Genomic DNA, 22,064 nt, shown 5'->3' with positions numbered 1-22,064 from the left:
TGTCATTCTATTGATATAGTGCCTAGTAACTAGGACTTATTTGAAATCATATCAACAATGAATGTCCACACAGATTGTTTGATTAAATTGTTAAAGAGCGTGCCTTTCGGCGAGGTGCGTATAATACGCGCCTTTTGAACTGAGTCAAGGTTTATTTTATGTTTCTAATCAACGTTTAACGTGATTAAAAACTTAACCTTTTTCGTTCTCAGAAGCGGCTTGACTTGCGTCGTTCCCGTTTCCGTGGATGCGCATTATAGGGATTTAGATCTCATTGGCAAGCGTTTTATTAACGATTATTTCAACAAAATGAACGAACGATTACTTAACAAACAACATGCTCACTTATGCCTCAATGACGATTATTTTTCAACCATTAAGCATAAATCATTTCTGGAATTATTCTATTTTTGATTCTGTTTAAATCTATTTTGCTAAATTTTGCCATAAAAAAAAGGAGCTAAGCTCCTTTTTTCAATTCATTAACGCTTTGTCGCGACTATTTTTTGTAAAGACAAAGGTATGCTGTTTGTACTGCTACCTTAACATCAAAGCTCGTATTTGCTTCTACTTCAAATGTTTCACCGGCATTGAATGTTTTCCAATCCGTTGCACCTGGTAATTTCACCGTCAAAGCACCGCTTACGACCGTCATGTACTCGTAAGCATCAGTACCAAAGGTGTACTCACCTACTTCCATCACGCCAACGGTTGCTGGTAATGTTGCGCTTTGGAATGCGATTGATTTTACATTTCCATCAAAGTACTCATTGCTTTTAAAACTCATTTCATTTCCTTTGTATGTGTTACTGATGTGTAAATGATTATGAACAAGGCAAATTCAAAATTCAAGTGCTTAAATAATATCTTCAAATTCAGCTTGCATCAGTTCGATTGTTTCCTGGGCAGTCATCCAATCCATTTCCGCTTCTTCGAGTGTCTCTTTTAATTCGCCTTGCTGCTTTAATAACTCGGTTAAACGAGCCTTTTGTGAATGCTCATATAATGCTGAGTCTGCTAATTGCTGTTCTATCTCTTCTAATTGTAGACTCAATTTATCCATTAATTTTTCTGAGCTAGTTAACTGCTTTTTATAGGGTGTTAATTTTTTACGAAATTCGGCTTCTAAACGTTTTTGTTCTTTGCGGTTAACACTTGCCGAGTTGCTGCTGGCAATCTCTTGTTGCGGCTGCTTTTCGATTCGTTGTTGTTCAGATAACCACTTGTGGTAATCATCCAGGTCACCAACAAAAGGCTCTACTTTCTGATCATGTACCAGATATAAGTCATCTGTTGTTGTGCGTAATAAATGACGATCATGGGAAACAATCACCATTGCACCTTCAAATTCCTGTAATGCCATTGTCAATGCATGGCGCATTTCCAAATCGAGGTGATTGGTTGGTTCATCAAGTAGTAATAGGTTCGGTTTTTGCCACACTAATAGTGCCAATACTAAACGCGCCTTTTCTCCACCCGAAAAAGGTGCGACTTTATCTAATGCTTTATCCCCTTGAAAACCAAAGCTCCCCAAAAAATTCCGCAATGTTAATTCTTTTTCATCCGGCGCAAGCCTGGCAAGATGCTGAAGTGGTGTTTCATCTAGGCGTAAAAACTCTAACTGATGCTGGGCGAAGTAACCAATTTTGGCATTCGGATTAATCTCCAATTTACCCGATTTCGGTTTAATCTGATTTGATAACAATTTTATCAGCGTCGATTTACCGGCACCATTACGTCCTAATAAACCGATGCGGCTGCCAGGTACAAGGTTTAATTTAATTTGATCCAGAATCAAGAGATCGTCATAGCCTGCACTCACTTTTTCCAGAGTTAACAGCGGCATAGGTAATGCGTCAGGCTCTCTAAATGAAAAACTAAATTGATTGTCTAAATGCGCAGGCAATAACTGCTCCATTTTTTCCAATGCTTTGATACGGCTTTGTGCCTGTTTAGCTTTACTGGCTTTGTAACGAAAACGGTCAATATAACTTTGCATATGACTCATTTGTGCCTGTTGTTTTTCATAGGAGGCTTGCTGTTGTGCCTGCTTTTCTGCTCTCTGACGTTCGAAGCTGCTATAGTTTCCCGTATATTCATGCAGTTGCTGCTGTTCTATATGGATTATTTTATCTACTATACTATCGATAAAATCACGATCATGGGATATTAAAATCAATGTGCCGGGATATTGACGCAGCCATTTTTCCAGCCAAATTACCGCGTCTAAATCGAGGTGGTTGGTTGGCTCATCGAGCAGTAACAGATCTGAAGGGCAGAGCAGAGCCTGCGCTAAATTTAAACGCATACGCCAGCCACCCGAAAAATCACTAACCGAGCGGCCCTGAGCCTGTTCGGAAAAGCCTAAACCTGCGAGCAGTTCTGCGGCACGTGATTCGATGGTATAACTGCCCGCATTGTCTAACTTGATATGCAGCTCAGCAATTTTATTACCATTATCAGCCGCTTCCGCTTCTTTCAGTTGATGTTGTAAGGATCTGAAATCACGATCCCCATCAATAACATACTGCAGTGCGTTCATATCTAGCGCAGGCGTTTCTTGCGCTACGCTTGCCATTCGCCAATGCAGAGGAAGACTCAACTCACCATTATCAACTTGGGCTTCCTGTTTTAACAGAGCAAAAAAGCTGGATTTACCGCAGCCATTCGCGCCGACTAACCCAACTTTCTGGCGAGGATTGATTGTTGCACTGGCATTTTCAAGTAAAGCTTTACCGCCGCGGATGAATTCAATATTACTGGCCACAATCATAAATACACTTTCTCAATATTATAAAAGCAAAAAATAAACAGAATAATAACGGACTTTGCAAAGTTGAGCTATAGCAGCTGCTAATCAAATCAAATTTGGTTACCATTGAGCATCATTTATCAAACAGATTATTGACAATGGCATTATCCAAAAATAAGAAACGTTTTATAGCAGGGGCAACTTGCCCTGCATGTAATCAACTTGACAGTATCGCGCTGACATTAGAAAATGCAGTTGAAACTTTAACCTGTGTGCATTGCGGATACACACAGACACAGACACCTAAACAAGCTACATCGGCAACGCGCCAATTTGAGCAGATGATTGGTGTGTTTGATCCGAATGAAAATTGAATACAACATAATTAATGAGAAATGAGATGATAATTAAAAATAACTCAGTGGTTTCAATCCACTTTGGTGTTGCTGAAGTTGATGGTAATGCTTTAGACAGCACAGAAAATGGTGCTCCACTTGAATTCATTCAAGGTTCACATTATTTGGTACCTGGTCTGGAGGCTGAATTAGAGGGCAAACAGGTTGGTGATAAATTTGATGTTCAACTAGAAGCTAAAGATGCATACGGTGTTTTTCAGGAAGAACTAGTACAGCAGGTGCCACGCTCTTTATTCGAAGGCGTTGATGAAATTGAAGTCGGTATGTCATTCCAGGCAGAAACTGATCAGGGACCACGCACTGTTGAAGTAACAGAAGTGACTGATGAAAGCGTTAGTATCGATGCAAATCACCCTTTAGCGGGTATGGACTTGCGCTTTGTTGGTGAAGTTGTTGCGGTTCGCGAAGCAACTGCAGAAGAGTTGGCTCACGGTCATATCCACCAAACGGGCGGATGTTGTGGCGGTCATGAGGAAGAAGAAGCCTCTGATCATGAATGTTGCGGCGGAGATGAAAGTAAACACGCGCCAGGTGACAGTTGCTGCGGTGGTCACGGACATAAAGAAGAAGTAAAAAAAGAAACTGCTGAAGGTTGTTGCGGCGGTTGCCACTAACAGCGATACTTAACCGATTGAATTACAAACATAAAAGCGCAATTCAATCGGCTTTTCCTCACGTTCTAACCCCGTACAAAAATTAATTTTGGGGCAATGAAAACCGGACAAAACTATCCACAAAGTCATCGCTTTCACTAATAAAAGGCGCATGTGATCAACCCCCGGCCAACGTTGAACAGCAACAAATTTAAGGGAAGTGCAGACTTGAATTAATTTCACAATTTTATCCGGATATATATACCCATGATACTTCAAGATGCAAAGTCAGCAAGGCAAATTGTGCCGAGATGCCAGGCATAAAATTGAAGTATAGTTATACCAAATCCGATAATTATCTATTCATTTATGCTGGTTAAAATGAATGCTAGCTTCGTTATTGATTTTGCAATTAGAACAACTAGTTACTGCAATCAACGCCTTGCTTTCATCCATTTTTCCTACACCTAAATAGATCATCTAATAACGGAATTGGTATTATTCTACATAGAAATTTTATAACAAAGCAGATTGGTGCAATTTACCTTGCCCTATGGGGCACTAGCTCGAAAACCAGTGCTGCGTTGCACCAATCGAAAAGGGAAAAACCATTACCTCATGTTGCGTCTTGCTCTGGTCTCCGAGCTCGTGCCTGACAAAGCATTTTGAAGTAACATGGGTATATAACTGGCATGAGTGGCAATTAATCCCCCAGTGACCAACCGCACCAGATTGCCCCTTCCGGCACCACCTGAAGAATATTATCCAGCATTGCATCGAGTGAATAGTTTACCAGTTCTTCACTGTCACCAAACCCGGGTAAGTCGATTAAATGCACCCGAAAGTGAGCAGATAACGGTTCAAGGACAGGTTTCCAGACAGCGGAATTTACTCCCCACCCATGTAATAATAACAAATCGGAACCTTCCCCCTGCACACTATAATGCCACCTTGTTCTATACTCACAGTCTCTCCCTTTAATCAGGTAAGCGCTTTTGCAAACAGTTGCTCCTTTTATTAAACAAAAATTCCAGCAAATAATCGAGTTATTCTTACCGGCACAATGTTTAATATGCGAATTATCCAGTAACAATAAACTGATCTGCAGCCATTGCCAAAAAGCATTAGTGAAAGAGAGAGCGTGCTGTCAACGCTGTGGTTTAGCCCTAAATAACTCCTCTCCATTTTGTGGGGACTGCTTGAAGCAAGCACACCGTTTTACTCAATTACATGCCCTCGGAGACTACCGGAAACCTTATTCCACCCTTATTAAAAAATTGAAATACTCCAGGCAGTTAATTTATGGTGAGCTTCTGGGAGAATTATTAACAGCATCGCTCCGGCTTTATTTGTCTGCACTGCAGATAAGCAGCATCGATTATTTACTACCAGTGCCTTTACATATACAAAAGAACCGTCGGCGTGGTTTTAATCAGGCAGATATCATTGCCCAGGTGATCTCAAAACAATTACATATTCCGCTGCTGTCAGAAAAAGTGGAACGTCACCTAAAGACAGCTCCGCAAGAAGGGCTTTCAGTATATAAACGCAGAAAAAACGTAAACAAGGCTTTTTCTATTGATCCTTCTGTTCGACAACAAATAGCCGGCAGTTATATTGTCATTGTCGATGACGTTGTCACTACTGGCGCTACTGCCAACAGCTTATGTCAAACGTTGTTAGAGGCCGGCGTGCAGAGGATCGACATCTGGTGTATCTGCCGAACATCGTTACCTGTTCAAAAATAAACAAGCTGGCATAAAAATATTTGTTTACCGGTATGTTATACCCATGATACCTCAAGGTGCTTTATCAGGGCTCAGCTCGGAGAGCAGAATAAGGCACAGCATGACGGTAATGGTTGTTCCCTTATCGAATGCTGTAACACAATACTGGTTTTCGAGCTGAGCCCCATGGGGCAAGCCAAATGGCACTCATCTGCGTCGTTATAAAATATCAATGTAGAATGACTATAAAAGAATTAGGTCTTTTTGTAATTCTGGCAATAGAGGATTAACAAAGTAAATCTCTTGATAGCTCCCTAGATCGCCATATAGTTTAAAAAAACAGCACCAGCGAGAGCCCAAATGATCGCAGGTAAGGCAAATTTTTGAAGATCTAGTGGGCCTAAATCGAAAAAATTTAACGCAACATGCGACCATTTGGGCCTCGCCCTTTGGGAGCGATTTTCAGTCAGCTCTGGCGTTCGTTTTTTAAACTATATGGCGCTCTAGCATAATAAGTACAATTTGGCTTGCTGATTTTGCATCTTGAAGTAACATGGGTATAAGTAATAGTATCGACAAATAAAAAGCTTATAAGAGGGTGATTAAAATTATCGCTACTCTTTTTTTCTAAATTATTTATAATAACCTAGTAAATTACTCAGGAACAAAGGTTTAACTATGATTGAAATCACACCGGTTGCACAAGCACATTTTAAAAAGTTACTTGAACCACAAAAAGAAGGAACAAACATCCGCGTGTTTGTCATTAATCCTGGTACTGCAAAAGCTGAATGCGGTGTTTCCTATTGTCCACCTGAAGCTGTAGAGGGCAGTGACACACGCTTAAACTTTGATGGCTTTGATGCCTTAGTTGATGATGTTAGCGTGCCATTTTTGGAAGATGCCTTTATCGATTTGGTTGAAGAAGAAACCGGAACACAACTGACACTTAAAGCACCAAATGCAAAAATGCGCAAAGTAAAAGATGATGCGCCATTAATGGAACGCGTTGAATACGTTATTCAAGTACAGATAAATCCGCAGTTGGCAAGTCACGGTGGTTTTATCAAATTAATAGAGATCACTTCGGATAATGTTGCCATTATTGAGTTCGGCGGTGGTTGTAACGGCTGCTCACAAGTGGATTTAACGCTTAAAGAAGGTATTGAAAAAGAACTGCTGGAAGAGTTTTCCGGTGAGTTGAATGCAGTTCGGGATATTACTGAACATCAAAGTGGCGATCACTCTTTTTATAAATAAAATCCTCTTGTTAATAAGGGCTAACGCTACGTTTAGCCCTTATATCGATTTTTGCAGATATCTGCGCTGCCCCTTTTAACTCTCTAATCCTCTTGCTCTGCGTTGATTTCAATCCCAATAGCCTGTAACTGCTCAATCAAACGCCCTGCTCTAAGCGTCTCTTCACAACTAAATTATGCGCAAAACAGGAACAATATATATGATAAATTGGCAAGAATTATATTTGCACCAGGGCGTTAATCTGAAATTATTTTTTTATTTTGCGCGCAACTTCAAATAACACGAGCATTTTCTACGCAAATCAAGTAGAATGCGCCACCCTCGCAAAAGGATTGATTTTATCCATGCGAAATCTTCAGATTAAACCTACTACGCGGTTGATAACACGAAAAATTCATAGATGGTTTCAGTCATAAACTGAAATGATTGAGGTGATGTAGGTATAAGCTGAATTCTGTGCATTTGAGTTATCTCTTAAATGCAGACTTAAACCGAACTCATGAGGCCAATATGTCAGAGTCAATAAACAAAGAACAAGAAGTTATTTTACCAAAATTTAGCGAATTAAATTTACCAGAAGCAATCACTAAAGCTGTTTCTGAATTAGGTTATGAAACTCCTTCTCCAATTCAAGCGCAATGTATTCCCCTATTATTAAACGGTCAGGATGTTTTAGGTCTTGCGCAAACCGGTACAGGTAAAACAGCAGCATTCGCATTACCTTTACTTGCGAACATTGATGTTAATTCAAACCAGCCGCAGGTATTAGTGCTTGCACCAACACGTGAATTAGCAATTCAGGTTGCAGAAGCATTCCAAACTTATTCTCGTCACTTACGTGGTTTCCATGTATTACCTATTTATGGCGGTCAAAGCTATGATATTCAGTTCAAGCAGTTAAGACGCGGCCCGCAAGTTGTGGTTGGTACACCCGGCCGTGTGATGGATCACCTGAAACGTAAAACGTTGGATTTATCGAATCTTAAAGCATTGGTTCTTGATGAAGCAGATGAAATGCTGCGTATGGGTTTCATTGATGATGTTGAAACAATCATGAATGAGATGCCTGATACACGCCAAACGGCACTTTTCTCAGCAACTATGCCGGATCAGATTAAACGTATTACCAAACGTTACATGAACAATCCAAGCGAAGTTAAAATCAAGGCTAAAACATCTACAGTTGAAAATATCGAACAGAAATGTTGGATCGTGCGTGGTGTGAATAAACTGGATGCACTGACGCGTATGCTTGAAACGGAAGAATATGATGGCGTAATCATTTTTGCCCGCACTAAAACAGCAACGGTTGAATTGGCTGAACGCCTGGAAGCGCGCGGTTACCGCAGCGCTGCATTAAATGGTGATATGAATCAGCAATTACGTGAGCGTACTATTGCACGCTTGAAATCAGGTGGCTTGGATATCTTAATCGCGACTGACGTTGCTGCTCGAGGTCTTGATGTAGAGCGTTTGAGCCTGGTAGTAAACTACGATATTCCGACTGATACAGAATCTTATGTTCACCGTATTGGCCGTACAGGTCGTGCTGGCCGTAAAGGTAAAGCAATTTTATTTGCAGCACCACGTGAGCGTCGCCTATTGAAAGCAATTGAACGTGCGACACGTCAAGAGATTACCATCATGGATCTTCCAAGCCGTGATGAAGTGACTAAAACACGTATTAAAAACTTTGAAACACAACTTTTCTCTGTTTGTGAAAGTGAAGATTTAAGCTTCTACCGTACATTATTTGAAGAGATTCAAAACAATACTGATATTGATGATTTAGATCTTGCAGCATCTTTACTTTTCTTAGCGCAAAAAGAAAAACCATTACAACCCGTTGAAGAAAAATTTGTTGAACCACGCAGCAATGATCGTAACTTTGACCGTGCTGATCGTAATGATCGCGGACGCCGGGATCGTAATGACCGTGGACGCCCGGATCGTAATGAAAGAGGCGCTGATAAACCTCGTGGTCGTGGCCGTCCGACAGATGTTGAATTAGAAACATATCGCCTGGACGTAGGTCGTGCACACGGTGTTCAAGTTAAGAACATCGTAGGTGCTATTGCCAATGAAGCTGATATCAATAGCCGTTTTATCGGTGATATTAAGCTTAATGATGACTATTCAACAATTGAATTGCCAAAAGGTATGCCTACTGAAACATTAAAACATCTTGAGAATGTTTATGTTTGTAAACGTCAGTTGAAAATCAAAAAAGACTAATATCGTTTAATCAGTGTTTAAAATTAAGGGTGCTTAGAGCACCCTTTTTTATACCTGTAAAACAGCAACAAGCTTCGAGTCAATAGCGGCGAATTCTGCCTGGCGAAGCTCGCCGCTTGCCGCTATTTATAACCTATTTCTTTTTAACCGGACGTTTCCAGTTATTGATAGTACGTTGCTTAGAACGCGCAACAGCTAATGCATTCTCCGGTACATCCATCACAATTGTAGAGCCTGCAGCAGTTGTCGCGCCGTTGTTGACCGTAACTGGAGCAATTAACTGGCAATCTGAGCCGATAAATACATCGTCTCCAATATGGGTATGGAATTTGTTCGCGCCATCATAGTTACAGGTGATTGTACCTGCACCGATATTAACCCGTTGGCCTAATGTACTGTCCCCGATATAACTTAAATGCCCACATTTACTACCATTGCCGAGAGTTGATTTTTTAATTTCAACAAAGTTACCCACATGCACTCCCTCCTGCAACACGCTTTGCGGGCGGATACGCGCGAATGGACCGATAGTTGCGCGCGCACCAACGCTGCTTGATTCAATGATTGAATTAGCCTGAATAACAGCGTTATCAGCAATATCACAATCAATCAGAATACAGTTTGCCCCAATCACAACGCCGTCACCTAAGTTAACCTTACCCTGAATAATGACATTAATATCAATTTCAACATCAACACCACAAGTTAACTCCCCGCGCAGATCAAAACGGTTAGGATCACGCAGCATCACGCCACTTAACAATAACTCATTGGCTTTTTTTAACTGGTAGGCACGCTCTAAATTAGCCAGTTGCAGACGTGTGTTAACACCTTCAACTTCAATAGCACTTTCCGGCTGGACTGCATTGATGGTACGTCCGTCTAAATGCGCCATTTTAATAATATCAGTAATATAATATTCCCCGGCAGCATTGGCATTGCTTAACGCGGGCAACCAGCGGTTTAAATCATTTGCATCCGCAACCAGAATGCCGGTATTGATCTCTTTAATCTTTAACTGCTCCGGGCTGGCATCTTTTTGCTCAACAATACCGACAACTGCTCCGTTTAAACGCTCAATACGCCCGTATCCCGTTGGATTATCCAATTCAACAGTTAATAGTCCGATACCGCCTTCAGGTTGCGCACTGATTAAATCAGCTAAGGTTTTTTCTGACAGTAATGGCACATCACCATAAACCATCAGAATTTTTTCATCATCTTTAAAATGTGGCTGTGCAATCTGCATTGCATGTCCGGTTCCTAATTGCTCCTGCTGATGAATCCAGTTAAGACCTTCATCGGCTATTTTTTCCTGCACCTGCTCCCCCCCATGGCCGTAAATCAGGTGGATATTGTCAGAGCCGACACTTTTCACCGTATCAATAACGTGCTGAACCATGGGTTTATCTGCAATTTTATGGAGTACTTTTGGAAGATTGGAGCACATACGCGTTCCTTTGCCGGCGGCAAGGATGACAACACTTAAAGACATAGAAAAACCTTAATGATTAAACAATAAAAAGGATTATCTTACCGGACTTTTAGCTTTTAACGAATAATTAAAATCACACAAGTCGTTTTGTAGGGTGAATTAATATGAAAAATTTAGTATAACTAGCTATAACTATTTGATGAATTATATCTAACACTACAAAAACCAGTTAATTTTCATCAAAATCAAAATAAAAATAAAAATATTATTAGCCCTCACATTCCCCCAAATATAGGCAATTTTTATGAAACAAAAAATATTGCAAGAGATGCGTGTTTTAACAACTATCAATGTAGAAACGGAAATTCAACGTCGTATCGACTTTATCAAAACTCAATTACAACAAGCCTGTTGCCACACTCTGGTGTTAGGTATTAGCGGTGGCGTAGATTCCAGTACCGCCGGACGTTTATGCCAGCTTGCAGTAGAGCAGTTAAATCAGGTCGAGAATAGCGAAAAATATCAATTTATTGCCGTTCGTCTTCCCTATGCGGTTCAAAAAGATGAAGATGAAGCACAATTAGCTTTACAATTTATTCAGCCTTCTCATGTGATTACGGTGAATATCCAGAACGGTGCTGACGGCATCCATGAAAGTACACTAAACGCTGTCCAACAAAGCAGCATAGATCTTTCTGAAGGCACCAATATCGACTTTGTTAAAGGTAATGTAAAAGCGCGGATGCGCATGATCGCACAATATGAAATTGCCGGATTAACAGGCGGTTTGGTTGTTGGTACAGATCACAGTGCTGAAAATATTACCGGATTTTATACTAAACATGGTGATGGAGCCTGTGACTTAGCACCTTTATTCGGTTTAAATAAACGCCAGGTTCGCGCATTAGCCAAACAGCTTGGTGCTCCTGCGATACTGATTGAAAAGGCCCCTACTGCCGATCTGGAAGAAAACAATCCGCAGCTCAAAGATGAACATGCACTGGGCATGACCTACGATCAAATTGATGATTTTCTGGAAGGTAAGGAAGTCTCTCAAGAAATTGCAGATAAGCTAATCGCCATCTATTTACGCACTCAACACAAACGCCTGCCAATTCCAACAATTTACGATTATGAAATCTAAGCGCCTTAATAAATAAGCCAAGTTGAATTATAGGATGCCTATCCCCATGACACTTCAAAATGCTTTGCATCTTGAAGTATCATGGGGATATATAATTATCTTTTTTCTCCTTATTTATTAATCTGGATCACTCAAAAAACTAGCCAGAAGCAACCTGATAATGGTAAATTTACTATTCGGTTAATCATTAGCCGGATACTCTTTATTATTTAACAGAAAGGATTAATGGAACATGAAAAAAGTTGGTTTAGTTGGCTGGCGCGGTATGGTTGGTTCTGTGCTGATGCAAAGAATGCGTGATGAAAATGATTTTGCAACAATTGAACCTGTATTTTTCACCACCTCTCAAGTTGGCCTTGCATCACCTGAAATTGGTAAACCGACCGACACATTAAAAGATGCATTTGCAATTGAGCAACTTGCTGAGATGGATATTATCGTTACCTGTCAGGGTGGTGATTATACTAATGAAGTTTATCCCAAACTGCGCGCTGCAGGCTGGAATGGCTACTGGATTGATGCAGCTTCCTCACTGCGTATGAAAGATGACAGTATTATCGTATTAGATCCGGTCAATAAAGATGTTATCAAACAAGGCATTGCAGATGGCGTAAAAACCTTTGTCGGCGGTAACTGTACCGTTTCATTATTATTAATGGCATTAGGCGGTCTATTTGAACAAGACCTTATCGAATGGGTAACCCCGCATACCTACCAGGCTGCCTCCGGTGCCGGCGCACGAAACATGCGTGAACTGATCAGCCAAATGGGCTCTATCAATGCGGCTGTTGCTGATAAACTGGCAGATCCTGCATCGGCAATTTTAGAAATTGACCAGCAAGTTGCAGAGCATATCCGTAGTGATGCGCTACCAACAGAGCAGTTTGGTGCTCCTTTAGCGGGCAGCCTAATTCCCTGGATCGATGTGCCAATGCCTTCAGGTCAAAGTAAAGAAGAGTGGAAAGCACAGGTCGAAGCCAATAAGATTTTAGGGACAAGTGATCAGCAAGTACCCATTGATGGTTTATGCGTGCGTATTGGTGCAATGCGCTGTCATAGCCAGGCAATCACCATGAAACTGAAAAAAGACATTTCCGTAGCTGAAATTGAAGGTATTTTAGCGGCGCATAATGACTGGGTTAAAGTGATTCCAAATGAGCGTGAAGTTACTGTACAGGAACTTTCTCCGGCAAAAGTAACAGGTACATTAAGTATTCCTGTTGGCCGTATCCGTAAATTAGCAATGGGCCCTGAATATGTCAGTGCATTTACTGTTGGTGACCAACTGCTATGGGGTGCTGCAGAGCCACTTCGCCGTATGCTGAATATCCTTCAGGAATCTTAGGATTTAGCGCTGGGCAAACAATGAAAAAAGGCTTCTTTTCAGAAGCCTTTTTTCATATACAGTGATTGAAAAAACTTTAATCACTCATCTTTTGGACTGCGCGATAACAGATCCATCGCTGCCTGCTTGACGCCCTTGCCCTGATATAAGACATAATAAATTTGTTCACATATAGGCATTTCAATGCCGACCCGGTGTGACAAATTAAACACCTCTTCGGTGTTTCTATAACCTTCTACTACCTGGCCTATTTCAATCTGCGCTTCCTCAATCCCCTTGCCCTGCCCCAAAGCAAGCCCGAAGCGGCGATTACGGGATTGATTATCGGTACAGGTTAAAACCAGATCTCCCAGGCCTGCCATCCCCATAAAGGATGACTCTTTAGCCCCCAGTGCCACACCTAAGCGGGTTAACTCGGCTAAGCCCCGCGTAATCAATGCAGTACGCGCATTAGCTCCAAAGCCCAGGCCATCAGCCAGGCCCGCACCTATTGCGATAACATTTTTAACCGCACCGCCCAACTGCACGGCCGTAAAATCATCGGAAATATAAGTTCTGAAATTACTGTTATTATGAAATAGATCGGCAATATATTGAGTAAATTCACCTTCAGATCCGGCGACTGCCACCGCAGTGGGCATGCCCTTCGCCACTTCCATGGCAAAAGTCGGACCGGAGATAACGGCTAAAGGATAACCTTCACCCAATACCTCTCTTGCTACTTCTTCCAGTAGGCGACCGGTTTTAGCTTCCAACCCTTTGGTTGCCCAGGCAATTCGGTGCTGTGCGCTAAGAAATGGTTTTATCTGCTGTAACACCAGAGCAAACACATGGCTTGGCACTACCAGCAGAACATTGCGGGTTGCCGCTAGACAAGTTGCTAAATCGACTTCCGGTGTTAACAGTTCCGGAAAGCTGATATTGGGCAAAAATGCTTTGTTTTCGCGTTCAGACTTTAACCGTTCTATATGATCGGCTTCATGGCCCCAAAGTAAGGTGGGGTGACCGTTTCGAGCCAGAGATACAGCGAGGGCGGAGCCATATGACCCCGCCCCCAAGACTGTAATGGCTGTTTTATCTGCCATTGAAATACCTATTCTGCTTATAATTTGATTAAGAATCTAATTTAGCTGCTGCTTCTGCCTGCTTCTTCATTACTGCCTGCTGGAATAGAGCATCAAAGTTAACCGGTGCAAGATTTAATTGCGGGAAAGTACCACGGGTAACAAGGCTGGATACCGCTTCACGTGCATAAGGGAATAAAATATTAGGGCAGAATGCGTTCAGGCAGTGTGCCATTTGCTCACCTTCTAAATCACCGACAGAGAAAATACCCGCCTGTTGCACTTCACATAAAAAGGCGACCTCTTCTCCTACTTTTGCAGTGGTTGTTAAACTCAAAACAACTTCATAAACATTTTCTTCTAACTTTTTACTTTTTGTATCAATGTCCATTGATACAGCAGGTGCCCACTCTTTTTTGAAAATAGCAGGCGAAGTAGGACATTCAAAAGAGATGTCTTTTACATAGATGCGTTGGATACTAAATTCAATTTGCTGTGGTTGAGCTTGTTGTTCTGACATTATAATCCCTTAATTTTATATTAATAATTTTGGCGTTAACTTCTCGAGTATTAAGTTCCAGCTGATAGTTTATCTGCTTAATAATTTATCCAGCTTGCCGCTATGCTCAAGTGCATGCAGTTCATCACACCCACCCGTAGGCTGATCATTGATCAACAGTTGAGGAACGGTTCTTCCCCCCGTTAACGCAACCATTTTAGAACGTGCATCATGCTCTGAAACATCAATCTCTGTATAACTAACGTTTTTCTGATCCAATAATTTCTTAGCCCGGGTACAGTACGGGCACCAGGGTGTTGTATAAATAATTACAGTTGCCATAATTTACTTCTTCGTTGTTGGTAAGTTTGCAGCAGCCCAACCGCTCATACCCGCTGATAAATTGTTTACCTGGCCAAAACCCGCTTTTACCAATTTACCTGCCGCACTTGAAGAGCGATCACCTGATGCACATACTACTATGATGGGGCTATCTTTATGTTTTTCAATATCAGCAAAACCACCTTTATCAATTTGTGACACAGGTATGTTTTTTGCGTTCACAATATGGCCTTTTTTGTATTCATCTGCAGGGCGGACATCAACAATAATTGCATTTTGCTTATTCATCATCATGATCGCATCCTGTGCTGCGATACTTTTTACACCCGATATTTTACTCTTAACGAGACTTTGTACCAGCATCGCGGCGATAGCCACCCATGCAACTGACAGGATTGGTTCATTGGAAAAAAAATCAATATATTCTTGCATAAATTACGTTCATCTTCTGTTATGGGAAATTGGCAGGATTATACCTTGTGAAATGAATAAGATCAGCCAAAGTATTATTCATAAAGTTATAAAATAACTAAATTGAGCTATTTTTTACAGCCTATTAGGCTATAGATCGGCTTTTTCAGTGACAACAGCAACCAATGTTGTAAAATCACCCATTCTGTAATTAAGTTAATGATTATTGCACGGCACAATGAGTAACAATACCAAAGTAACTTAGAAACTGACTAACCATCATTTTCAGGATATTTCGGTATTAATACCCATAGTTGCTTGAAAGTGCAAAATCAGCACCTTGAAGTATCATGGGTATATACATATTTTAAACATCAATATCAAAGAGGCTCTACATGACTATTGCTAAAAAACCACTTGTTTTATTAATTATGGATGGCTGGGGATACCGCCCGAATATGCCTGATAATGCTGTTGCGAATGCCAATACGCCAGTACTTGATCAACTTTGCAAAGATTACGCAAACGATTTGATTTCAGCATCCGGAATGGATGTTGGTTTACCAGATGGTCAAATGGGTAACTCAGAAGTTGGCCATACCAATATCGGCGCAGGCCGCACGGTTTACCAGAACTTAACCAAAGTGACTAAATCTATCCTTGATGGTGATTTTTTTGATAATGCAACCTTTGTAAAAGCGGTTGATCAAGCTGTCGCAGCCGGTAAAGCGGTACATATTATGGGCCTTGCTTCTCCCGGCGGCGTACACAGCCACGATGACCACATGGTTGCTGCTATCGAGTTAGCCGCAAAACGTGGTGCTAAAGAGATACTGGTACATGCATTCCTGGATGGACGCGATACGCCACCAAGAAGTGCTGCCGGTACACTGGCTCTATTTGAAGAAAAATATGCTCAACTTGGCGTTGGCCGCACAGCCACATTAGTTGGTCGCTACTACGCTATGGACCGCGATAATCGCTGGGAACGCGTTGAAGAAGCTTATGACCTGTTAACCCAAGGAAAAGCGCAATACACAGCTGAAACAGCTTTGGCTGGTTTGGAAAATGCCTACGCCCGCGATGAAAATGATGAATTTGTTAAAGCGACTGTAATTGGTGAAAAAGCGCCGATTCAGGATGGCGATGCGGTTTTATTTATGAACTTCCGCGCTGACCGTGCACGCGAATTAACTTACACATTCACTGATCCAAACTTCAGCGGTTTCCAACGTACAACGACACCTGCAGCGCATTTTGTGACCCTGACAGAGTTTGCCGATGACATCACTGCCCCTGCAGCATTCCCAAGTGAAGAATTAACTAATACCTTCGGTGAATGGTTGGCCGATCATAACAAAACACAGCTGCGTATCTCTGAAACAGAAAAATATGCACACGTAACTTTCTTCTTTAACGGCGGCGTTGAATCTGAATTTAAAGGTGAAGATCGTGTTTTAGTTAAATCTCCGGCAGTCGCAACTTATGATATGCAGCCGGAAATGAGCTCAGTAGAACTGACTGAAAAATTAGTCGATGCTATCAAGAGTACAAAATACGATGTGATTATCTGTAACTACCCTAACGGAGATATGGTTGGCCATACCGGCGTTTATGAAGCTGCAGTGAAAGCTTGTGAAGCCGTTGATGCCTGCGTTGGTAAAGTTGTAGAAGCATTAAAAGAAGTGGGTGGTGAGTGTTTAATTACTGCCGATCACGGTAATGCTGAGCAGATGATTGATCCTGAAACAGGCGGTGTTCATACTGCGCATACAAGCTTACCAGTACCATTTATTTACGTTGGTCGCGAAGCTGAAATGGCTTCAGGTGGACGCTTATGTGATATTGCGCCGACCATGTTAAAATTAATGGATATGGAAATCCCTGCAGAAATGACCGGTAAGCCACTTATCACATTAAAATAGATTTATCGCAAGATATTGCTATTAATAGCTCAGTATTTAGTTATTTTACTCAACATCAGCTAACAAAGTTGATAAAGTTTCTAAATACTGAAGCATCTTAAATAAGTGTAGAATACTGATGACCAGCGCTAAGCATATCTCCCGGAAAAAAATCCCAACAATGTTAGCTAACTGCCTGTTTTTATTTTTTATCTTTACGCTTTCAATACAGACAAGTTTTGCTGCTAATGATCTTTCAAAAATTCAACAGCAAATAGAAGCAAGTAAGAATAACAAAAGCAAACAGGCCCAAAAAAGTAAACTATTAGAAGAGCTTGTTGCTACTTCTGAACAGGAAGCTGCAGCCGCATCATTGCAGGTACAACAGACAAAACAGGTTATCCTGGAAGAAGACAAGCGCCTCAAAGCATTATTCAAACAAACGACAACGCTCGAAGAAGATAAAATAAAACAACAAAAAATTCTTGAACAGCAATTAATAAGCAGCTACATGGCGGGGCAAAATGATTTAATTAAACTGATATTAAATCAAGAAGATATCAGCAAAATAGTCCGTGCAAAAAGTTATTATCATTACCTCAATGAAGCGCGCTTGGAAAGTATCAGCAGCCTTTACGAAACTCAGCAGCAACTAGAGGCAAATAAATCTGAACAAACTCAGGCTCTGCTTGCGTTAGAAGAGCTGTACGCACAACAAAAAGCAACTGAACAAGAACTGATCAAACAGGGCGAACAACGCGCCAAAGCACTGCGCGAGTTGAAACAGGATTTAAATTATCAGAATGCCCTCCTTGAACAACTCGGTGACGAAGAAAAACGCCTGGCAGCAAAACTAAAAAAAGAGAAAGAAGCCAGACAAGAACGAGAATTAGCCGCAGCAAAAGCAAGAGCACGTCAAAAAATAGAAGCAAAATCAGCAGAAAAAACCTACTCCAGTATTGCCAAACAACTAGGCCAATTAAACTGGCCAATAAAAGGCGAGGTTTTATCTACTTTTGGCAGCCGGCGCAGTAGCCAGGTCAAATGGAAAGGAATCACTATTGATGCGAATGAAGGCGAAAAAGTACGTGCGGTGGCAAGCGGACGGGTTTTATTTGCCGGTTATTTCAAAGGTTACGGTATGGTAATCGCATTGGATCATAGTGATGATTACATCAGTCTGTACGGTTATAACCAAACCCTGCTGCAAAAAACCGGCGATATTATTTTACAGGGGGATGCTATCGCCCTTGCAGGACACAGTGGCGGACAGGATAGAAATAGTCTGTATTTTGAATTAAGTCACAAAGGTACCGCTCAGGATCCACTGTTATGGCTTAAGAAAAAATAAGGGTGCTGCAGTGGCAGTACCAAACCAGCATATTTTTAATTAAAATAATAACATCCATCACCGAATGGAAAAATTACATTGGCTGCAGATTAAACCATAATAAGCAATCTCAACGCCTTCGATTAAAACATAATAAAAAGAGTCCTAATATGCGCTTATCTGTCTTTTTACCTGAACAATCAACACAACTATTAACTGATCTGCAGAAACTCTATCAGGATTACTTTACACCTGAGCAGCTCACCAATGAGGCACTGCAGGCATTAATTGAAGACCAACAAGCTCAACTGTTTGTTACCTTATTTAATGACCGTCATCTCGGCGCAGTAAGAGTTACAACCACTGATCAGGAAGCGACATTAAGCTTGTTATGTGTTCGTGCTATAACGCGTCGCCGCGGTGTCGCTAAAAATCTCCTGGACCAGGTCGAAAAACTTCTCAAAGAGGAAGGTACTGAAGTCGTTAAAATGTATTTAGATGAATTCCCGGAACAAGAAAAACAGGGCGTGACACTGTTTATGCAGGCATCCGGTTATTCATTTGCAAAAGGTGTATTCAGAAAAGTCTTATAAAACATGCCCGGTTAATTTGCTTAAAGAATAATATTATTCTTTAAGCATCACCGTATTACCTGCCCCTCCCCTGCACCTTTTTTATACCTGCGCGACGTAAAAGATAAACTTGGCTTGCCCGAAAGAGCGCAACTATCAGCTTTCACCCGGCGAACGAATCTACATCTGCATAGGAATTAGGTATACTACCGACCATTGACAGATCTGCCTTAATTGTTTTTCAAAAAACAGGCTGGATCTCATTATTAACTGCAATATGGTAATCACCCAGACAAAGGACAAAAGCATGCCTTGGATACAATTAAAACTAAACGCGACTGCAAAAAATGCGGAAGATATCGGTGAACTGCTAATGGAAAGCGGCGCACTGTCTGCCACTTTTACCGACGCGCATGACGTACCCATTTTTGAACCGGCACCGGGTGAAACACGTCTTTGGGGCGATACAGATATAACCGGTCTTTATGAAGCGGAGATGGATATGCAGCCTGTCCTTGAACAGTTACGCAACAGCCCGCTATTAAGCGATGATTTTTCCTACAAAATTGAACAGCTCGAAGATAAGGACTGGGAACGGGAATGGATGGATAAATTCCACCCGATGAAGTTTGGTGAGCGTTTATGGATTTGCCCGAGCTGGAAACCTGTACCGGATGAAAATGCGGTTAACGTTATGCTAGACCCGGGCCTTGCATTCGGTACGGGCACTCATCCAACTACGGCATTATGTCTGGCGTGGTTAGACAGTCAGGACTTACAGGATAAAGTGGTTATCGACTTTGGTTGCGGATCCGGTATTTTAGCCATTGCAGCCCTGAAATTGGGTGCTAAACGGGTGATCGGTATTGATATCGATCCGCAGGCAATTACGGCCAGTCGTGACAATGCCCAACGTAACAATGTTTCTGATCAACTGGAGTTATATTTACCCGCAGATTTACCTGCAGGCATTATGGCCGATGTGTTAGTAGCGAATATTCTTGCAGGTCCCCTTCGTGAACTATCAACCAGCATTGAAGCCTTAATTAAAAACAATGGCTCACTGGCTTTATCAGGTATTTTAGAGCAGCAGGCGGATGAACTGATTGAAGTTTACGGGCAGTGGTTCAAGATGGATAAAGCGATGATAAAAGAGGAATGGGCAAGACTCAGCGGCATAAAAAAATAATTTTTGTCCGCTAAAACTCAAACACCTGATGCATCCCCCCCCATCCCCATAAAAAGGTGAGTGATAATTCCTTGTTGCAAAAACATAAATAAAGAAGAGTCGCAAGCCTTTATCCTGAAAAATACATAAATAATGTTCGCTGACAAGTACTTTAAAATAAAAAATAGAGATCAAATTGATAAAACTTAAAATCGTTTAGTTTGCAAGCAAAATAATTGTAAAATGCTTAATTAATAGCCTTTATTCTCTTTGAAAAAATGCGTACACTACGCGGCCTTAACCAAAAGAGATTGCTTATTTTATGCGCATTGGGCAGTATCAACTAAACAACAAAATCATTTTAGCACCTATGGCAGGGGTAACAGATCGTCCCTTCCGTGAACTTTGCAGAAAACAGGGTGCCGGGCTTGCTGTATCGGAGATGCTGTCGTCAAATCCGCGTGTATGGAATAGTAAAAAATCTAAGTTAAGAATGGACTACCATGATGAATCTGGCATCAGATCAGTGCAGATTGCCGGCTCAGAACCTTTAGCGATGGCCGCTGCAGCGCAGTTAAGTGTGCAACTTGGCGCTCAGATTATTGATATTAATATGGGTTGCCCAGCCAAAAAAGTGAATAAGAAAAAAGCTGGCTCAGCATTATTACCCCACCCTGAACTTGTGCAGGCAATTTTAGAAAGTGTGGTTGATGCCGTTGACGTGCCGGTTACATTAAAGATTCGCACCGGCTGGGATCCGGAAAGTAGAAATGGTCTCGAAATTGCGAAATTAGCAGAGCAATCAGGTATCCAGGCACTTGCCGTGCATGGTCGTACGAGGCAATGTTTTTATAATGGGCTTGCTGAATACGATACTATAAAAAAAATTAAAGAAAATGTGACCATTCCTGTTATTGCCAATGGTGATATTACATCAGTGGAAAAAGCGAAATATGTGCTTGATTACACAGGTGCGGACGCCATTATGATTGGCCGGGGGGCACAAGGTGCGCCTTGGATATTCAATCAAATTAATTATTATCTAACAACTGGAGAGCAACTTGCTCCTCCGGAGAAATTAGAAATTGCCTATATTCTTCTTAATCATGTGCAAGCGTTACATGGTTTTTACGGAGAAGTAATGGGACCAAGAATTGCTAGAAAACATGTTGGATGGTATTTAAAAGAGCAAGATAAGTCAGGTCACTTTAAGCAACAATTTAATGCGCTTGATTGCCCCTATGAGCAATTAAAAACATTAGAAACTTATTTGAATAATTAAAGAGTTAATAGCCATGTTTGAACAAAAGATTTCTTCAGAAGCACTTACAACAACAACTAGTATTCCTGCTACAGGGCAAATAACTCAACGACCACTGCGCGATTCAGTACGCCAAGCAGTGTCAGGTTATGTAGCACAACTTAATGGTCAAGATCCAACTGAATTATATGAGCTTGTTTTATCAGAAGTTGAAGCACCATTATTAGATATTATTATGCAATATACGCGTGGTAATCAAACTCGTGCAGCAACTATGCTGGGTATTAACCGTGGCACATTACGCAAAAAATTAAAAAAATATGGCATGGGCTGATCCCTGTTACATATTTCATAAAAAAAGCGGCTTTTAGTCGCTTTTTTTATACCTACAATACAGACTGCTATGCACTTACCGACTGGTTTTCAGGCAAACTAACTGCACAGCAGTTTGGGATATTCGTGGTATTATACCAATCAGATTAATTATCTGATCATTTATGCTTGTTAAAATAAATGCTAGCTTCGTTATTGATTTTGCAATTAGAACAACTAGTTACTGCAATCAATGCCTCGCTTTCATTTATTTTTCCTGACGCCTAAACAGAT

22 protein-coding genes are annotated in these 22,064 nt (G+C 41.2%); 13 read left to right on the top strand and 9 right to left on the bottom strand.

The annotated features are described in order from the left end of the window. Positions 1 to 499 precede the first annotated feature (499 nt). Together ABZA00_RS08185 and ABZA00_RS08180 are read right to left on the bottom strand one after the other, a co-directional pair. On the bottom strand, positions 500 to 787 hold the full coding sequence (locus ABZA00_RS08185) for a pyrimidine/purine nucleoside phosphorylase (protein WP_372881671.1): 288 nt from the start codon (positions 785 to 787) through the stop codon (positions 500 to 502). Positions 788 to 856: 69 nt separating this feature from the next. Further along, positions 857 to 2,773, bottom strand: coding sequence for an ABC transporter ATP-binding protein (locus ABZA00_RS08180; protein WP_372881670.1), 1,917 nt, complete (start codon positions 2,771 to 2,773; stop codon positions 857 to 859). Between the two features lie 137 nt (positions 2,774 to 2,910). On the opposite strand from ABZA00_RS08180, the gene ABZA00_RS08175 reads away from it, so the two are divergent. Together ABZA00_RS08175 and slyD are read left to right on the top strand one after the other, a co-directional pair. After that, positions 2,911 to 3,126, top strand: a complete 216-nt coding sequence (locus ABZA00_RS08175) for a YheV family putative zinc ribbon protein (protein ID WP_372881669.1) — start codon at positions 2,911 to 2,913, stop codon at positions 3,124 to 3,126. 26 nt (positions 3,127 to 3,152) lie between these two features. Beyond that, on the top strand, positions 3,153 to 3,782 hold the full coding sequence (gene slyD / locus ABZA00_RS08170; protein WP_372881668.1) for a peptidylprolyl isomerase: 630 nt from the start codon (positions 3,153 to 3,155) through the stop codon (positions 3,780 to 3,782). A gap of 9 nt (positions 3,783 to 3,791) precedes the next feature. Here slyD and ABZA00_RS08165 read toward each other — a convergent pair whose 3' ends face one another. Together ABZA00_RS08165 and ABZA00_RS08160 are read right to left on the bottom strand one after the other, a co-directional pair. Continuing rightward, a complete protein-coding gene (locus tag ABZA00_RS08165) occupies positions 3,792 to 4,004 on the bottom strand; it encodes a hypothetical protein (protein ID WP_372881667.1) in 213 nt (70 codons plus the stop codon). A 460-nt stretch (positions 4,005 to 4,464) separates the two neighbouring features. Beyond that, the gene (locus ABZA00_RS08160; RefSeq protein WP_372881666.1) at positions 4,465 to 4,677 is read right to left on the bottom strand and encodes an alpha/beta fold hydrolase; all 213 of its coding nucleotides are present in this window, start codon (positions 4,675 to 4,677) and stop codon (positions 4,465 to 4,467) included. A gap of 79 nt (positions 4,678 to 4,756) precedes the next feature. Between ABZA00_RS08160 and ABZA00_RS08155 the strand changes: the two genes are divergently transcribed. The 3 genes from ABZA00_RS08155 to ABZA00_RS08145 all read left to right on the top strand — a co-directional run bounded on the left by ABZA00_RS08155 (position 4,757) and on the right by ABZA00_RS08145 (position 8,983). Next, positions 4,757 to 5,509 carry a ComF family protein gene (locus tag ABZA00_RS08155; RefSeq protein WP_372881665.1) on the top strand — a complete coding sequence of 251 codons (753 nt, stop codon included), beginning with the start codon at positions 4,757 to 4,759 and terminating at the stop codon, positions 5,507 to 5,509. Between the two features lie 657 nt (positions 5,510 to 6,166). Continuing rightward, positions 6,167 to 6,748 (top strand): Fe-S biogenesis protein NfuA, encoded by a 582-nt coding sequence (gene nfuA / locus ABZA00_RS08150; RefSeq protein ID WP_372881664.1) that lies wholly within the window; start codon positions 6,167 to 6,169, stop codon positions 6,746 to 6,748. Between the two features lie 510 nt (positions 6,749 to 7,258). Next, entirely contained in the window at positions 7,259 to 8,983 is a 1,725-nt protein-coding gene (locus ABZA00_RS08145; protein WP_372881663.1) for a DEAD/DEAH box helicase, read from the top strand. 133 nt (positions 8,984 to 9,116) lie between these two features. On the opposite strand, the gene glmU is transcribed toward ABZA00_RS08145, so the two are convergent. Continuing rightward, positions 9,117 to 10,478 carry a bifunctional UDP-N-acetylglucosamine diphosphorylase/glucosamine-1-phosphate N-acetyltransferase GlmU gene (gene glmU / locus ABZA00_RS08140; protein WP_372881662.1) on the bottom strand — a complete coding sequence of 454 codons (1,362 nt, stop codon included), beginning with the start codon at positions 10,476 to 10,478 and terminating at the stop codon, positions 9,117 to 9,119. Between the two features lie 244 nt (positions 10,479 to 10,722). Between glmU and nadE the strand changes: the two genes are divergently transcribed. Then, positions 10,723 to 11,562, top strand: a complete 840-nt coding sequence (gene nadE / locus ABZA00_RS08135) for an ammonia-dependent NAD(+) synthetase (protein ID WP_372881661.1) — start codon at positions 10,723 to 10,725, stop codon at positions 11,560 to 11,562. A gap of 232 nt (positions 11,563 to 11,794) precedes the next feature. Next, entirely contained in the window at positions 11,795 to 12,907 is a 1,113-nt protein-coding gene (gene asd / locus ABZA00_RS08130) for an aspartate-semialdehyde dehydrogenase (protein WP_372881660.1), read from the top strand. 80 nt (positions 12,908 to 12,987) lie between these two features. Here the strand turns inward: asd and gpsA are convergent, their stop codons facing one another. The 4 genes from gpsA to ABZA00_RS08110 all read right to left on the bottom strand — a co-directional run bounded on the left by gpsA (position 12,988) and on the right by ABZA00_RS08110 (position 15,244). Next, on the bottom strand, positions 12,988 to 13,992 hold the full coding sequence (gpsA, locus tag ABZA00_RS08125) for an NAD(P)H-dependent glycerol-3-phosphate dehydrogenase (RefSeq protein WP_372881659.1): 1,005 nt from the start codon (positions 13,990 to 13,992) through the stop codon (positions 12,988 to 12,990). 28 nt (positions 13,993 to 14,020) lie between these two features. Next, positions 14,021 to 14,491, bottom strand: a complete 471-nt coding sequence (gene secB, locus ABZA00_RS08120; RefSeq protein WP_372881658.1) for a protein-export chaperone SecB — start codon at positions 14,489 to 14,491, stop codon at positions 14,021 to 14,023. Positions 14,492 to 14,560: 69 nt separating this feature from the next. Then, positions 14,561 to 14,812 (bottom strand): glutaredoxin 3, encoded by a 252-nt coding sequence (grxC, locus tag ABZA00_RS08115; protein ID WP_372881657.1) that lies wholly within the window; start codon positions 14,810 to 14,812, stop codon positions 14,561 to 14,563. Between the two features lie 3 nt (positions 14,813 to 14,815). Continuing rightward, entirely contained in the window at positions 14,816 to 15,244 is a 429-nt protein-coding gene (locus ABZA00_RS08110) for a rhodanese-like domain-containing protein (RefSeq protein WP_372881656.1), read from the bottom strand. A 374-nt stretch (positions 15,245 to 15,618) separates the two neighbouring features. Between ABZA00_RS08110 and gpmM the strand changes: the two genes are divergently transcribed. The 6 genes from gpmM to fis all read left to right on the top strand — a co-directional run bounded on the left by gpmM (position 15,619) and on the right by fis (position 21,792). Next, positions 15,619 to 17,148: a 2,3-bisphosphoglycerate-independent phosphoglycerate mutase gene (gene gpmM, locus ABZA00_RS08105; protein ID WP_372881655.1), complete on the top strand. Its 1,530-nt coding sequence runs from the start codon at positions 15,619 to 15,621 to the stop codon at positions 17,146 to 17,148. A 118-nt stretch (positions 17,149 to 17,266) separates the two neighbouring features. Continuing rightward, complete coding sequence (locus tag ABZA00_RS08100) at positions 17,267 to 18,478, top strand: murein hydrolase activator EnvC (protein ID WP_372881654.1); 1,212 nt, start codon at positions 17,267 to 17,269, stop codon at positions 18,476 to 18,478. A 149-nt stretch (positions 18,479 to 18,627) separates the two neighbouring features. Beyond that, positions 18,628 to 19,050: an aspartate 1-decarboxylase autocleavage activator PanM gene (gene panM / locus ABZA00_RS08095; protein WP_372881653.1), complete on the top strand. Its 423-nt coding sequence runs from the start codon at positions 18,628 to 18,630 to the stop codon at positions 19,048 to 19,050. Positions 19,051 to 19,336: 286 nt separating this feature from the next. After that, complete coding sequence (gene prmA, locus ABZA00_RS08090) at positions 19,337 to 20,218, top strand: 50S ribosomal protein L11 methyltransferase (RefSeq protein WP_372881652.1); 882 nt, start codon at positions 19,337 to 19,339, stop codon at positions 20,216 to 20,218. Positions 20,219 to 20,519: 301 nt separating this feature from the next. Beyond that, positions 20,520 to 21,479 carry a tRNA dihydrouridine synthase DusB gene (gene dusB, locus ABZA00_RS08085; RefSeq protein ID WP_372881651.1) on the top strand — a complete coding sequence of 320 codons (960 nt, stop codon included), beginning with the start codon at positions 20,520 to 20,522 and terminating at the stop codon, positions 21,477 to 21,479. A gap of 13 nt (positions 21,480 to 21,492) precedes the next feature. After that, positions 21,493 to 21,792 carry a DNA-binding transcriptional regulator Fis gene (gene fis / locus ABZA00_RS08080; RefSeq protein WP_011771455.1) on the top strand — a complete coding sequence of 100 codons (300 nt, stop codon included), beginning with the start codon at positions 21,493 to 21,495 and terminating at the stop codon, positions 21,790 to 21,792. Positions 21,793 to 22,064 lie beyond the last annotated feature (272 nt).

Origin of the sequence: Psychromonas sp., from assembly GCF_041586535.1 — a bacterium.
Lineage (GTDB): Bacteria > Pseudomonadota > Gammaproteobacteria > Enterobacterales > Psychromonadaceae > Psychromonas.
This window is presented reverse-complemented; position numbering and strand designations above follow the sequence as displayed.